This is a genomic window from Candidatus Neomarinimicrobiota bacterium (assembly GCA_022573815.1).
GTDB lineage: Bacteria > Fidelibacterota > SORT01 > SORT01 > SORT01 > JACZTG01.
In genome coordinates this window covers 1-15567 of record JACZTG010000022.1, presented here as the reverse complement: position 1 = coordinate 15567, position 15567 = coordinate 1, and the positions used below count along the sequence as shown (strand labels likewise).

General features: G+C 41.8%; 11 protein-coding genes and 2 rRNA genes. All 13 read right to left on the bottom strand.

Translation table 11 applies throughout. The annotated features are described in order from the left end of the window. Positions 1-5: 5 nt before the first annotated feature. Entirely contained in the window at positions 6-1547 is a 1542-nt protein-coding gene (guaA, locus tag IIB39_08665) for a glutamine-hydrolyzing GMP synthase (GenBank protein ID MCH8928770.1), read from the bottom strand. Further along, positions 1544-2305: a 5'/3'-nucleotidase SurE gene (gene surE / locus IIB39_08660; protein MCH8928769.1), complete on the bottom strand. Its 762-nt coding sequence runs from the start codon at positions 2303-2305 to the stop codon at positions 1544-1546. Before surE ends, guaA begins: the two co-directional genes overlap by 4 nt. Further along, a complete protein-coding gene (locus tag IIB39_08655) occupies positions 2298-3140 on the bottom strand; it encodes an acetyl-CoA carboxylase carboxyltransferase subunit beta (protein ID MCH8928768.1) in 843 nt (280 codons plus the stop codon). The genes surE and IIB39_08655 overlap by 8 nt, the downstream gene beginning before the upstream one ends. Before the next feature lie 19 nt (positions 3141-3159). Further along, the gene (gene rimI / locus IIB39_08650) at positions 3160-3618 is read right to left on the bottom strand and encodes a ribosomal protein S18-alanine N-acetyltransferase (protein MCH8928767.1); all 459 of its coding nucleotides are present in this window, start codon (positions 3616-3618) and stop codon (positions 3160-3162) included. Further along, positions 3591-4271, bottom strand: coding sequence for a tRNA (adenosine(37)-N6)-threonylcarbamoyltransferase complex dimerization subunit type 1 TsaB (gene tsaB, locus IIB39_08645; GenBank protein MCH8928766.1), 681 nt, complete (start codon positions 4269-4271; stop codon positions 3591-3593). Before tsaB ends, rimI begins: the two co-directional genes overlap by 28 nt. After that, a complete protein-coding gene (gene tsaE / locus IIB39_08640) occupies positions 4268-4735 on the bottom strand; it encodes a tRNA (adenosine(37)-N6)-threonylcarbamoyltransferase complex ATPase subunit type 1 TsaE (protein MCH8928765.1) in 468 nt (155 codons plus the stop codon). Before tsaE ends, tsaB begins: the two co-directional genes overlap by 4 nt. Beyond that, positions 4732-6294 carry a response regulator gene (locus tag IIB39_08635; protein ID MCH8928764.1) on the bottom strand — a complete coding sequence of 521 codons (1563 nt, stop codon included), beginning with the start codon at positions 6292-6294 and terminating at the stop codon, positions 4732-4734. Before IIB39_08635 ends, tsaE begins: the two co-directional genes overlap by 4 nt. Positions 6295-6440: 146 nt before the next feature. Beyond that, the gene (locus IIB39_08630) at positions 6441-8774 is read right to left on the bottom strand and encodes an adenylate/guanylate cyclase domain-containing protein (GenBank protein ID MCH8928763.1); all 2334 of its coding nucleotides are present in this window, start codon (positions 8772-8774) and stop codon (positions 6441-6443) included. Positions 8775-8821: 47 nt separating this feature from the next. Beyond that, positions 8822-11644 carry a hypothetical protein gene (locus IIB39_08625; protein ID MCH8928762.1) on the bottom strand — a complete coding sequence of 941 codons (2823 nt, stop codon included), beginning with the start codon at positions 11642-11644 and terminating at the stop codon, positions 8822-8824. A gap of 90 nt (positions 11645-11734) precedes the next feature. Further along, positions 11735-12421, bottom strand: coding sequence for a FecR domain-containing protein (locus tag IIB39_08620; protein MCH8928761.1), 687 nt, complete (start codon positions 12419-12421; stop codon positions 11735-11737). Between the two features lie 22 nt (positions 12422-12443). Beyond that, complete coding sequence (locus IIB39_08615; GenBank protein ID MCH8928760.1) at positions 12444-13649, bottom strand: hypothetical protein; 1206 nt, start codon at positions 13647-13649, stop codon at positions 12444-12446. A gap of 234 nt (positions 13650-13883) precedes the next feature. Continuing rightward, a 5S ribosomal RNA gene (gene rrf, locus IIB39_08610) occupies positions 13884-14000 on the bottom strand. A 77-nt stretch (positions 14001-14077) separates the two neighbouring features. After that, positions 14078-15567, bottom strand: a 23S ribosomal RNA gene (locus tag IIB39_08605); the annotation flags it as partial.

Here is a 15567-nt window from a genome sequence, read left to right as displayed (position 1 = left end):
CTCAATCACTCCCATTCAATTGTTGCCGGCGGCTTAGAACTAATGTCATACACAACTCGATTTATGCCGTCAATTTCGTTAATTATCTTATCTGATACTTTTCCGAGAAGGTCATATGGCAGATGACCCCAATCAGCGGTCATACCGTCAACACTTGTTACCGCTCTTAATGCGATAGCATTCGAATAGGTTCGTTTATCTCCCATTACTCCCACACTCTTAACCGGCAACAGAACAGTAAATGCTTGCCATACTTTATCATAATTTCCGGATTTTTGTAGCTCACTTATGAATATATCGTCAGACCGTCTTATGAGATCCAACTTCTCTTCAGTCACTTCACCCGGGCATCTGACAGCCAATCCGGGGCCAGGAAACGGATGCTTTCCGATGGCTACCTCAGATATTCCAATTTCTCTACCGACATTTCTGACTTCGTCTTTAAATAATTCCTTTAGCGGTTCTACTAATTCAAAATCCATATCATCGGGCAGACCACCCACATTGTGGTGAGATTTAATAGTCTCTGAGGGTCCGTATACCGGCTTACTTTCGATTATGTCAGGATATAATGTTCCCTGCGCAAGGAACTTATGCTCGCCAAGGTTCTCGGTTATCTCACTAAATACATCTATAAAAGTCTTTCCGATTATCTTACGCTTGGTTTCCGGGTCGCTGATTCCCGCAAGTGCCGTCAGAAACTGTTCACTTCTGTCAAATAGCTGCACATCGATATCCAATATTTCGCCAAACATCTTCATATTATTTTTGGCTTCGTTGAGTCTCAGAAGTCCTGTGTCTATAAACACAAATGTTGCGCGTTTACCGATTGCTTTGTCCAGCAGCACAGCCATAACAGTAGAATCCACGCCACCGCTAACTGCGCATAAAACTTTATTTTCTCCTACTGCTTCTCTAATATGCTGAACCGACTCTTTGACAAAAGTCTTCGGCGTCCAATCACCTGAAATTTTAGAGATATTTCTGACGAAATTATGAAGCAGCTTTTTTCCATTCTCAGTATGCGCTACTTCAGGGTGAAACTGAATTCCATATATTTCTTTTGTGTTATGTCTGATAGCCGCAAATTCAGAATTTTCCGTGTGTCCGAGCTTTCGAAATCCTTCAGGAAGGTTTTCGATTTTGTCACCATGACTCATCCAGACGGTGGAGCTGCCGTTAAAACCTGAAAAAAGCGGATCATCTTCATCTATTATCAGTTCTGAGCGTCCGTATTCTTTTTTATCCGAAGATTCAATATTAACGCCATAAAATTGTCCTAAAAGCTGCAACCCGTAACAAATACCAAGAACGGGTATTCCCAAATCCAGTATATCACGAGACGCTATTGGGGCTTCCTTTTCATATACGCTCGAAGGACCCCCGGACAGAATTAACGCCTTAGGTGATAACTGTCGGATTTCATCAATAGAAGCATTGTATGGCAAAATTTCAGAATAAACGCCTTCCTCTCTGACTCGTCTTGCAATGAGCTGGGTGTATTGCGAACCAAAATCGAGAACAACTACAGTGTTGTGTCCTTTCATTTAGAAACGTTCCAGCTTTTCAATAATTCAAGATTTGCATAATCCGTCAGATCGAATTGTATCGGCGTGATAGAAACTTGATTATTTTTTAAGGCAGTATCGTCAACCGATTCCTCTTCCTCTAATTCTACCTTTTCACCTGCCATCCAGTAATATGATCTGCCCCACGGATCGGTTCTCTTATCAAAGTACTCTCGATATGCCGCCTTCCCCTGGCGTGTGACAAGAACGCCTTTGATTTCCTCTTCCTTCACATTCGGTACATTGACATTAAGCAATGTGCCCACAGGTAATCCTTTTTCAAGAACGATGCCCGCTATTTTCTTTGCGAACTTTGCCGCATATGTGAAATCAGGATTTTTAAAGGCAACGAGTGAAATTGCAATAGAGGGAATTTCAAGTATTGTGCCTTCGGTGGCGGCGCTCACCGTTCCCGAGTAGATAATGCTGATACCGGTATTATTCCCAAGATTTATTCCTGAAATAACTAAGTCAGGCATTTCTTCCAAAAGCGCCCAAACAGCGATTTTTACACAGTCTGCAGGTGTGCCGCTTACAGAATATCCGAAGAACTCTCCGCGTTTATCAATTTTTGCCACCCTCAAGGGATCAGTCAGTGTGATAGCATGGCCCACCGCGCTCATTTCCGTTTCAGGCGCCACGACTGTCACATCTCCTAATGCCCGAATTGATTCATACAGAGCATATAGACCCGGAGCATTTATACCATCGTCGTTCGTCAGCAGTATCTTAGTCATTATGAAAAAATCTTATGATTTTGGATACTTCAGCTTTCATATTCTTCCGCTCAACTATCATATCCACGAAACCTTTTTCCATAAGAAATTCGGCTCTTTGAAATCCCTCGGGTAAGTCTTGTCCGATAGTTTGTTTTATCACTCTTTGACCCGCGAATCCTATTTGCGCTCCCGGTTCGGCAATAATTACATCTCCCAACATTGCGAAACTCGCTGTAACTCCGCCCGTAGTTGGATCGGTGACGATTGATATGAATAACGGACCTTTTTTAGAAATCAGACCTAATTTCACACTTGTTTTTGCCATTTGCATTAGCGAAAGAATCCCCTCCTGCATCCGTGCGCCTCCTGAACTGCTTACCAATATTATCGGACAGTTATTCTCGCGCGCCGCATCAATTCCCCGGGCGACCTTTTCACCCACAACCGAACCCATGCTCCCCCCTATGAATCCGAAATCCATTACACCCAATACCACAGGATAATTATCAATTCTGGCGTAACCTACCCTGCATGCGTCTGCCAACCCGGTACGTTTTTTTGCTTCCTTTATCTGATCCGAATATTTTTTTGTAGTTTTAAACCCGAGTGGGTCGGAGGACGTCATATTCGGGGATATTTCAGTGTAACTATTTTCATCAGCGAGAATCGGTATGTACGATAGGCTTCCCGTCCTAAAATGATACCCGCACTTTGGACAGACATAGAGCCCTTTTTCCAATTCTTTTCGATATAAAATTTCTCCGCATCCTTTGCACTTAATCCAAAGATTGTCAGGCATTTCCCGTTTCTGAGAAGTATGTAACCCTTTTTGTACTCTCTTAAACCAACTCAATTTTATTCCTTTTTAATCTTTAACTAAAATTTTTCATCATAATAATCGCATCTGTATTGATTCCGGAATAATAATTCTTTCTTAATCCGACTTCATTAAACCCGAATTTTTTATACAATTTTATCGCTGCCAGGTTTCCTACCCTCACCTCAAGATAGCCATATTTTACATCCCTCTTCTCTCCATCACTTAATATCCTTCCCAGCATCATTGAACCGACATTCATCCTTCTAAAATCGGGATCAACAGCAAAATTCGTTATTTCAAGTTCATCTGCAATATATCTGGGCACGGCGTATCCGACCCTTTTATCTCCGAGTAAGGCGACAATCGGCTTAGAAAAATCGTTTTGATTGATCTCCGCCTCGAAAGCTTCTGTTAACCACGGATCCGGAAAACAGCGGTTTTCAACCTCTGTAACCCAGCTTAAGTCCTCCTCGGACATAAACCTTATATTGATATCGCTTCGGGTATCCATTTTACTGCCTTAAATTCCATTTTATAATCCGGTTCTAATTTAGAGAGCTCCGAGCTTTTCCCCCGTTTTAACATCTTTTCACCAATCAGTGCAACTCCTTCCGCCACAGGGTGTAAACTTGAACTCTTCATTATTTCATACGCATTAGTGAATTGAGAGACACTTTCAATAACAGCGTCATCTCCAACTAATATTGTTTTGCTAAAAATCTCAGTCGAAAGATTTTCGTCAGCGGTGAGTTTATAAGGTTCAATCTCTTTCAATTTACCATTTTCATACAGCGCTGTATGCAAGAATCCCTTTTTCGCCCTGATTATCGGCATTACGTAACTGTGTTCTCCTTTAACAGCGCGCGACATCGCATCAAGTGTAGGCACAGCCACTATCTTTAATGATGCTGCCATACAAAGACCCTTTGCAAAAGCGAGACCTACCCGTAAACCCGTGAGCGAACCGGGTCCGATGGCAACCGCTATTCCGTCAATATCAGCTAACTCAATTCCACTGTCTATCAGGGCACCTTTTGCCATTGTTGCAAGAGCCGTGGAATGTTTATGATTTGAATCTTCAGCAGAAGAATTCAATATCAAGCCATCCTTAATCACGGCTACGCTGCATTGGGTGGAAGAAGTATCAATAGCCAGTAATTTCAATTTATATCTTCCTCAGGAAATTTAATCCGCAGTTCCCTCTGATTTTCCTCAATCTCATTATGATAAAATTTTACCCATATAGTTCGTTCTGGAAGCAATTCCTTTATCTTGTCCGCCCATTCAATAATACAAATCCCTTCTTCCAAAAGATAATCCTCGAATCCGATGGAGATAAAATCCTTTTGACTCTCAATCCGATAAGCATCAAAATGAAATATCTTATGCAAACCATCGTATTCGTTTACTATCGTGAAAGTAGGACTTATTACTGAATTGTTACTGCTCAATGCCGCACATATTCCTTGCGTGAACACCGTTTTACCTGCTCCCAAATCACCTATGAGAGCAACCACATCTCCGCTTCTCAGCCCCGAACCTAAAATCTTGCCTTCTTTGATAGTTTCTTCAGCGCTGTGAGTATTAATTATTTTCTCGCTAACGGTTATATCCAATTCTAATGTCATTTTTTCGGTTCTAAGGTCACAACGGGTAATATCATCTCCTCAAGCGATATCCCGCCATGTTGAAACGTATCCTTGTAATAATTTAAATATTTATTATAATTTGTCGGATATAGGAAAAAGTAATCACTCTTCGAGAAAATGAAGTTCGTATTGACACCCTTTAATGGAAGTTTCCAATCATGCGGGTTCTTCAAGAAATACGTTTCCTTCTCCTCACTTTTCAGACTCCTGCCATATTTGTATCTTAGCCCCGTGGATGTTTCTCGGTCACCGATCACTTTAGTACCCCGAGTTACCTTAATGCTTCCGTGGTCTGTTGTTAAAATTACTGTTTTTCCCATTTCAGAAAATTTCTTCAACGCTTGAAAAAGCCACGAATTTTCAAACCATGAGCGGGTGATAGATCTGAATCCTGATTCATCGGGAGCAATTTCTTTAATTATATCCGATTCGGACCGCGTATGTGTGAGAATATCAACAAAATTTACGACAAGGCTAATGAACGGCACACCCACATAAGTTGGAATCTGCTTCTCGATAGCTTTTCCCTCGATTGCCGTTAGCACTTTCGCATATTTCAATGCAGGCTTAAGATCGATTTTTAATCTTTTGAGCTGCTCCTCTAAATATAGATCTTCATGCCTATTCATTGACCCTTCATCCTCCCACGCTTTTCTCCATATATCAGAATATTTTTCTGATAATTCTTTCGGAAATAGCCCGCTGAAAATCGAGTTTCTTGAAAATGGAGTTGCCGTAGGGAGTATAGAATATGAATATTCTACTGACATATTAAAATATTCGTATAAATATTTTTCGATTGAAAACCATTGGTCAAGTCTCATACAGTCGATTAGCAAAAAGACTACTTCCTTTCCTTCTTTCAGTAGGGGATATGCGTATCTCGATATAATATCCGTTGATAGGGTAGGACTGTCAGTCCTGTCATCATTTACCCATTTGGAGTAATTTTCAGTCACAAACTTAAAAAAGAGAGTATTACATTCCTTTTTCAAGTCAGCAAGCATAAATCCTAAACTCGAATCGCTGTTAGAATCAAGCTCCACCTCCATCTCAGATATTTTTACATGAATATCAATCCACTCGTCCTTGGTCGGATTCATATTTAACATTTCATTGATAACCCGAAATTCGTTTATATGATCTCTTGATAACCGTTCGGAAGAAATCTTGGATGTTTCTAAAATCTTTTTGCAAGCCATTAAAATCTGGCTTGGATTCACCGGCTTAGTTAAATAGTCCGTGATTTTTCCGGCTATTGCTTCCTCCATAATACTCTCTTCTTCATGCTTCGTAATCATTATTATTGGTAAGTTCGGAGAGATTTTTTTCATCTCTTCAAGAGTGGAAAGTCCGTCTCTTCCACTCATCATTTGATCAAGGAGTACGATATCAAAATTATCTTCTGCAACAAGTTCTATTGCATCGTCACCATTTGTTACACCGGTTACGTCATAGCCCCTTTCTTGGAGATACATCAGGTGAGGTTGAAGAAGATCTATCTCATCATCAGCCCACAGTATTTTGCCGCGTGTCATTATCTGAATAAATTCCTTTTTTATAAAGTTAAGCTTTTAAAAGTAAAGATTCAGAGCCCATCAGTCAACTATTTTCGAAGACTCCGACGCTATACATATTTTTAAGAACTGTTTATATCACTGTTTTGAGTTTCTTTTGGAAGGAATTACTTTGTAGTCATTACAAATTCGCCCTGCCAATCATCCGGCGGCGGGGATTCTTTGAATGCCTCACATCTTTTCACATAAGTAAGGGAGGGGCCATCGTTTTCCTTTATATTCAATGCTTCTTTGAATTTTTCAAGCGCCGAATGCCACTCTTTTTTCCAATATAACTCCATACCTTCGGTATAGAATAAACTGACTTTACTCATTTCATCGGATAATTCACCCTTTTTCGCAAGAAGCTCGTAAACTTCAATGGGAATTACCTTTCCCTTAACTACTAATTTATCTAAAGGTCTAACTTCAACTAATTCTTTCACCAATGCATAAGTTGATTCGCCTATCATAATTTCAGAATCATATTGTTTGTTGGCACCTTCAAACCGTGATGCTTGATTTACAGCGTCCCCCATGACCGTGTATTGAAATCGTTGCGCAGAACCCATATTTCCAGCGCTCACGTCACCGGAATTCACTCCCATCCGTACGAATATTTCCACATCGAATTCATCTTTTATCTCTTCCCGCAGGGTAACTAATCGCTTCTGCGAATCGATTGCGGCGAAACACGCTTTCCAGGCATGATCAGGGTCCGGCATGGGCACTCCGAAATCACACATAATTGCGTCTCCTTCATACTTGTCCACATAACCATCGTATTCCATCAAAATTTCTGTCATAGGCGAAAGGTACCTGTTAAGTACAACCGCAAGATTTTCAGCTGACAAATTCTCGCTTATAGAAGTAAAGTTTGCTACATCAGAAAAAAACATTGTAGCTGCCATCTTTTTACCTGATAGTCCGAACGCTTCAGGATTGTCTTGCAGATGTTCAAGGACTTTAGGACTGACATAAGTTGAGAACATATTATTAATTTTACGTTTCTCCCGCTGTTCGATGATGAACTGAAACAAAATGTTTCCACCGTATGTCAGCAAAAGTCCCAATATCGGAGCGACTACAGGCACTATTACAGAGGAGCCCATTGCGGGGGTACCAATGATTTGTGGATTTCCAATTCTTTCAAGAAATCCGTCTGTCAACGCCAGATCAAGAGATTTTTTAATAATCCAAAGATAATCTCCGAAAAACATTCCGATACTTATATCTGCATATAATGCACCAAGTAAAAACAGAACGATTCCTCCTATAACCGGTCCGAGCCACATAAGAAAAACATATCCGATTAGACTAAGAATTATAAGCCATATTATTTCTGTCTCAACTCCAATCTCCCGTATGTAATTCTCGTCAAGAATTGTTTGGATGGCATGGGCATGAGTCTCCATACCGGGCATAAGCTGCTGAATGCCGAAATAGTTATAGTATGGTGTCTCCTTCAAATCCAAAACGGTTTCAACCGCCACGCCGATTATAACTATCTTGTCCTTAAAAGGACTTTCCTGACCCATACCGATAGATGCCATAAATCCATCTTCAAAAAAAACATCCATCCAGTCCACGTCTTCCAACGGGTCTTTCAGTGTAAACTCGTTGTCGTCAAGTACTGATGACAGCGGATACCTGTTGAATGTTCTCCATGGTCCCAATGGCGGCGGGGGACCGGCATTTGAAGGCGGCCCATAATAATTTACCATAAATGTATTAATTTTTCTTTTGTGGCTCAGAATATTCAGGCCTCCGTATTCCCAACCTGTATCCTTTGGGACTAATTTTGTGTCATCAGAAATCTTGAGATGACTCTTAATTGCCTTTAAGGGCAGTGAAAGATGTGGGATTGAATCATTTGTTATTATAGAAAATAATAATGCATTTCGTGTAACGCCGTCAGGGTCTTTCACTTCTCCGATCAGACCGGTTTCCGAGCCGGCATCAAGTAATCTTTGAATCGGATAATTAATATAATCGGGGGGGATTCTGGTTTTTTCTTCCACATATTTTGCAGCCAGAACCACATCTACCCCCTGGCTATGAGCATTCATTATCGCCTCTGCGAACAGAGAATCGCCATAGGCGGACTTTCTGTCTTCGGTGTCAAATTCAATATCAAATACTAATACCGAAGCCCCTGCCCTTGTCAGGTTTCTCACTGTTCTTGCCCATATCTCTCTCGGATAAGGCCATTTATAGGGAATCAACCGCCATGATTCATCATCCAGCGATACTATCACTACGTCCATACTGTCTTTATCTATCGGATTTATTGCCGTAATACCGCTTAATGGCCCCCGTGTCAAAAATCGAAAATCTATCAAACTTAATTCAGCTGATTCAAGGGTACCGGTAAATCGAAGTGCCAGAACGACCAAAAGCCCTGCTAATGTGATAACAAGGCCTACAATTGTTTTTTTAGTCTCTATTTTGGGTAGAATCAAAACTTTTGCCTGCTTTTAAATTGCAGGATTTATATTAGTTTCTTTACTTAAAAAGACAGAGAATACCGCGCTCTGAATATTGTATCATTAAATTTCTTTTCCTGAGTAGTCTCAGTGGCATTCTCGGTTCGTGAGGAAAAATCCGCTTTAGCTAAAATTGACTGCTTTTTCCCGATTTTATATCGTGCTCCCACACTAATCCGGTTTTCCCTAAATTCGATACCTCCTGTGGTACTCGAACGTTTCAATGCTCCATTAAGCGTCAGTTTTTTATTGAGCATCAAGTATTCTCCGCCAACAGATAATACCGTATATGTGAATTGTGGTTGACCTGAAGTCTCATTATTGTTTTGGAGAAACTGTAATTGAGTTTTAAGCGGAAGATCATATTTTGTATTCACTACAACCGATATTTGCGTTGAAGTAAAATTTGATGAGACGAATGAAGAATAAGCGTTATCGCCATTTAAATCCGTAAAGGTTTCCTCACCCGGATCAAATATACCATCGCCATCTAAATCAATGAATACTTCTCTTAACCTGTCATCTTCGAAATCGTCAGTTTTTTCAGAATTCGAGATGTTCAAATTAATAGTATGCTTTACCCCGAAAGCACTGGCATCGTAACTGATCGAAAATGTAGATGTAATCGTTGAAGTAAGTTCTCTCTTATCCTCGAATATCCCGAAACTGTTAAATCCTGTGGTATCAATACTGTTATCGCGTTCATAATCACGGATGTTCAGACTGATACGCGGCAGATCTTTTCCCGGATAAATTGACAGCCCGCCGTCAAAGGAAGTTGTAACCGTTGTGTTTAACTTATCATCGGAAAGATTGTTTTCCAGTCTTTCATACCTGACATTTACAATCATCTTATTTGAAAGCAGCCGTATCCTGTCGGATATATCAAATCCCTTAATATCTTTTCGTATAAACGGATTTGCCAGTGAGTTAAATTCAGCTCCCACGAAGCGGTACCTCGCCCGAATAAATTGTTTTAGATAACTGAATTTTATCCCTGCGTTATAGGAAAGGGAGTTAAGCCCTGAAGGATCTAACGGAATAACCGATTGGTTGAGGATGAATAATTTCTCAAGGTCTTTGGGATCAAATGGTATATCCACTCCACCGATTTGGCCGTCGGGCGGATCTTTACGCCTGCGGTCGTTCCATATATTATCATTATTATCATCCGTAAACGGCTCGCCCAAATCGTAAACACCGTTTCCGTTCGAATCGGTAAATAGCTCCGCATCAATAAATCCAAATCCCTGGTCGTTGTCCAATAAAGTATCAAGACCGACTTTTGTGAACGGTCCATCTGTTATGTCTCTGGCAAGTAAGCTCAGCGCCACCTCACCTTCAAGAACGATTCGACGATTATTAAACCCGAGAAACAAATCACTTCCAATTATCATATTATCTTGAGGAGTTTTTCCAATATCAATAAATATCTCCTCGCCGTCGCTATTCGTGTAATCGAACCTCGAAGGACGACCCGGCAAAAGTGAAGGATCGGCTCTATCCTCTATGTTCATAGCGATTAACGAATCATCGCGCGCCCTCGCAAATGTGAGACCCCATTGAAGGTTCTTACTCGGGCCGAAACTCGGCCTTATTGCGAACAGAGTCCTGCGAAATGTTCCCGTTCTTAATATATCACCCGCTTTGTCTCGCGAACCATCGCCGTTCAAATCTGTAAACTCATCTCCGTCAGATGCCGAATACTCTCCATCTCCATTTACATCCACTGTCAACGGTTCTGTTATGAGGTTTATATCTGAGGGAATCTCGCGTTCCAATTCACCGTAAACTGTGTGCAAATTAAAAAATCCGAGTAATAGATTTCCCTCTACTCCGCGAATTCTTTTTCCGGATATAGTGAGAGGTGTGATATTCGGATTTATATCTCCGAAATTCATTGTTAGCCAATTAGTGTTCAATGCAAACATATATCTGTTTTTCGGTTGAAGAAATTTGTCTTCTTTTGAAGTGATATACGCTAATCCTCTAAATTTCAAAAAATCGTAGTTTCCTCTGAAAGAAACGCGGGATGTTGAAACATCATCTGTCTGTCCCTTGATCTTATCACTTCGAGTATCAACGAAACCTTTTCCACTAATTTTAAATCTACTTTCAGTTCTTACCTTATTACTTACTACACTAAAATCCCATTGTAGCGGTTTCAGCGCCTCCCCGAACAGATCTGATGCTTCGATAATTACAGTTTTTAATCCGGCATTAATTTTTTCCGGCGCATATGTGATTAGATCTTCAGAAATAACGGTATTATCTGAAATATCTATCCCATTTAAAAATACTTTAACTGTAGATAAATCAAGATTCTCTGTATAGAATAGCGATACTGCAATTAATGTTTCTTCCGCCCTGACGCGTGAATTCACATCAGGACTCAATATAACCATATTGGAGCCTTCAACCGCTCCCTGAGCTCTGGCTGCTTCAACTGCTTCACTCGTCTTTTCTAACAAAGTAACTAAATAAATCGGTTGTTCGTATGGGTCAATTTCAGGAAAAGCTATCTGACCACCGCTTATCAATTCAGCAATTATCAGATATTCTAATCCGGCATCAGATACATCACTTCCGGGTATTATTGCCGAATATAAACCTGAAGATTCTATCATGCTGATCTCATTATAAGATCGTGTTCCTCTTTCTCTGTAAAGTAATTTTACATCGGAAAGAGCCTCCCCCTGACTCTCGATAGAGGCAATTATTTCTACATCTCTTCCAACCTCCACTCCCGCAGGAGGCGCATGAAGCACTTTCCCCTGAGCAAGTACCAACACCGGTGAAAATACGAGTAAAGTGATAATTCCTTTAAAATAAGAATTAATAGACATTATTTCTCCCTCACAAACATTTGTATTCCGGGGTAGTCATTTACTTTATACAACTACCCCGGAATACATTTAAAAATTATTATTAACGAATCAGTAGTTTATAATGATTTCTTTAGTTTCACCATCAGCATTTTCCAGACGAATACGTAATTGATTGCCTTCGTCCTCTGTCGCGCCCGGGTCTTCAGGTACGCCACCCTCAGGTGTGGGCTGCACGTCTATGCTTCCATCAGGATTCGATGTGGCCGTTTGTCCTGCCGTTACTGTAACAGTTTGGCCACTTTCGTTATTGGTAACTTCTACTGTTCCTTCAATTCCTATGAATTGATCTCCTTCAGGTGTGGAAATAATCCAGAATATCGTCCCTTTCACGGAAGCAACAGATGTGGGCGTGGAAATAATAAATTCACCGCTCCTTTGCGGCGAAATCTCTGCCTTTACTTTTCCAAAGCTCATCCGTATTGATTTGTTTAACCCTCCTGCTGATCTATCGGCGCGAATCTCTAATTCGGAATTTTCTCTCAGCTTCAGCAGGGATTTGTCATCGATGAACATCAGCGCTAAGTAACCGTCATCTTTAGTTCTAACCCAAGCTCGATCCCTTATGAGTGTTCCACGTTTTAAATCCGACTGATAGCTTCCGCCGGCGGGTTTATGCTCGGTCTTACCCTTAATTTTTGCAGTTACAGCTACACCGTCACCTTGTGCGAATAGAGAACTATGAACAAACAGCGACAAAATTGAAATTATCAAAAATTTAAAATATCGATTATGCATTTTTTTCTCCTTAACGGTCAGTCTATTCAATTTCAATCTGAACTGCGGTTATTTCTCCGCTCAACATTTTCTCGGCAAGTTCCGTTACAGCTTCTGCCGCTGCAGCTTCTCCGTTAAGTACAATATTGGATACCTGTACAAATCCTGCTAACTCACCGTCTCCTGAGAACAGGCCGTCAAATGCATCTCCGATAATAGTTTGTAGCGCTGATATAACAGGATCTGTAATCACTCCCCCGGCTGCTGGACCTGCATCGGCATCTCCCGCAAGATTCGCAACACGGAATACATAAATATCACTGTTGCGTATTTCAGGACCGGCAGTTGTTTCACATATTTTTCTCACCGACCAGGCATAATACTTTCCATATTCCAGCTCTTTGGCTCCTGTGAGGGGATACTGCAATGTAGTGCTTTGTAATCCTTCTCCATCATCACCGCCAAAATAGCCACCGTCATCCGGGAAAGGTAAATTTGAAATATCATTTAATGCTTCTTCAACAGAGCTGTGTACCGTAGGATCATATTCACTTAGCCGTATAAAATATTCGCATCCCTGTGATTCCCATTGAAAAATCGGAAACAGAGTGAATATTTCTAATTCTTCCGAAAGAGAACCACCCGGCGCTATTAGGTCAAGAGTCGTCGGATTTGATATTTCTATTATCTTCGGATTCTCGAAACTGTATATAGTTGACGGATCGCTGGCATCCGTACTTGTCACAAGCAACTCAAAAGTGTAAACTCCGGCTGGAAGCTTACCACTTCGCGTAACCGCGTCTACAAGTTCATCCTGTGTACCCGCATCAAGTTGCTCTGTTCGAGCTACACTGAAATTTACCACATTTCCAGCTTCGTCAATAATTTCCTCGGTACTCTCGTCTATAACTCTATTGGAAATAGTAATTGGCGCCGTGATTGTGAATGGATCTGTTAACGCGAATAGAATCTGCTCGTTTGACAAACTCAATGAAGGCACCGTGGCATTCATTTGGAGTCGCATAACAACTTCTACAGGATACGCATCAGCCGAAATTCTATATTGAAAAATCAGCGGATTACTTGACGCATCTTTTAAATCAAAATCACCGACATAAAAAATAACAATATTATCCGGAGAGATTTGTTCGTCAACTCTTACAGTTACCTGCCCAAAGGAATTCTGGGTAAATAAAAATGTTATGGCGACTATAAGGAATATTTTGAAAGAGTTCGTATCAATTCTCATAAGCGCTCCTTCTATTTTATATGATTTAAATTTATTACTTTCTAAAAGTCCCGTTATTTCTATACTATACGTAATGAGAACTAAATATAATCAATAAAAGTTCCTGTTTAATGTGTTTTGCGTCACTTTTCAAGCATATTCCAATCCTTACACCTTAAGAGAGAATATACTCGAATCACAGATTGTTAGCAAGAAAAAAAGGTCTCACTATTAGTGAGACCTTTTGATAAAAAGACCCGGCGACGACTTACTCTTCCACCCCGCTACCGGGGCAGTACCATCAGCGCTGGAGGGCTTAACTACTCTGTTCGGAATGGGAAGAGGTGTGGCCCCTCCGCAATAGCCACCGGGAACGCTTAAATCTATTAAAATTAATTGAGAAATCTGTTTTAAGAGTAGATACATACGATTGAAACAACTAAAAAGAAGTAGTCAAGCCTCACGGCTAATTAGTATCACTCGGCTGAACCCCTTACAAGGCTTACACCTGTGACCTATCAATCCTGTAATCTTCAGGAAACCTTCAGTGTCGTTCTGCAACGACAAGGGACATCCCATCTTGAGGTAGGCTTCGCGCTTATATGCTTTCAGCGCTTATCCCTTCCGAACATCGCTACCCAGCAATGCAGTTGACACCACAACTGGTACACGAGTGGTTCGTCCACTTCGGTCCTCTCGTACTAGAAGCAGATCCTCTCAAATGTCCTACGCCCACGACGGATAGGGACCGAACTGTCTCACGACGTTCTAAACCCAGCTCGCGTGCCACTTTAATCGGCGAACAGCCGAACCCTTGGGACCTTCTACAGCCCCAGGATGTGACGAGCCGACATCGAGGTGCCAAACCCCCCCGTCGATATGAGCTCTTGGGGGAGATAAGCCTGTTATCCCCGGAGTACCTTTTGTCCGTTGAGCGACGGCGCTTCCATCCGCTACCGCCGGATCACTAAGTCCTACTTTCGTATCTGCTCCCCCTGTATGGGTCGCAGTTAAGCTCCTTTATGCCTTTGCACTCTACGCACGGTTACCAACCGTACTGAAGGAACCTTTGAGCGCCTCCGTTACATTTTAGGAGGCGACCGCCCCAGTCAAACTACCCACCAGACAATGTCCCGACGCCGGATTCACGGCGGTCGGTTAGAGCTCCAACAACACAAGGGTGGTATTTCAAGGATGGCTCCACTTGTGCTAGCGCCCAAGTTTCAAAGCCTCCCACCTATCCTACACATATGAAGCTAAAGTCCAATGCCAAGCTATAGTAAAGGTTCACGGGGTCTTTCCGTCCTGTCGCGGGTAGCCGGCATCTTCACCGGCACTACAATTTCACCGGGGCCCTGGTCGAGACAGCGCTCAAGTCGTTGCACCATTCGTGCAGGTCGGAACTTACCCGACAAGGAATTTCGCTACCTTAGGACCGTTATAGTTACGGCCGCCGTTTACCGGGGCTTCGGTTCAAAGCTTCTTCCAATAAATTGGAATAACAAATCCCCTTAACCTTCCGGCACCGGGCAGGTGTCAGTCTCTATATATCGTCTTGCGACTTTGCAGAGACCTGTGTTTTTAGTAAACAGTCGCTCGAGCCGTTTCTCTGCGACCCTTTTCGGCTCCGCCAGCAAGTGGCATCACCTAATAGGGGCACTCCTTCTCCCGAAGTTACGGAGTCATTTTGCCGAGTTCCTTAACCAGGGGTCTCCCGCGCACCTGAGGATTCTCTCCCCGCCTACCTGTGTCGGTTTGCGGTACGGTCACCTGTAGTTCTAACATAGAGGTTTTTCTTGGCAGCATGATTATGATCAGTTTATGCGCTAAGCGCTCCTATTCGCATCTCGGAGTAATGGCTCGGTGGATTTGCCTGCCAAGCCCTCCTACTTGCTTAAACCCGGACATTCAACACCGGGCTGATCTTTCACTTCTGCGT

Coding starts and splice junctions, on each gene's coding strand:
- guaA (MCH8928770.1), bottom strand. CDS start 1,547: ATGAAAGGACACAACACTGTAGTTGTTCTCGATTTTGGTTCGCAATAC.
- surE (MCH8928769.1), bottom strand. CDS start 2,305: ATGACTAAGATACTGCTGACGAACGACGATGGTATAAATGCTCCGGGT.
- rimI (MCH8928767.1), bottom strand. CDS start 3,618: ATGGATACCCGAAGCGATATCAATATAAGGTTTATGTCCGAGGAGGAC.
- tsaE (MCH8928765.1), bottom strand. CDS start 4,735: ATGACATTAGAATTGGATATAACCGTTAGCGAGAAAATAATTAATACT.
- IIB39_08635 (MCH8928764.1), bottom strand. CDS start 6,294: ATGACACGCGGCAAAATACTGTGGGCTGATGATGAGATAGATCTTCTT.
- IIB39_08625 (MCH8928762.1), bottom strand. CDS start 11,644: ATGTCTATTAATTCTTATTTTAAAGGAATTATCACTTTACTCGTATTT.
- IIB39_08620 (MCH8928761.1), bottom strand. CDS start 12,421: ATGCATAATCGATATTTTAAATTTTTGATAATTTCAATTTTGTCGCTG.
- IIB39_08615 (MCH8928760.1), bottom strand. CDS start 13,649: ATGAGAATTGATACGAACTCTTTCAAAATATTCCTTATAGTCGCCATA.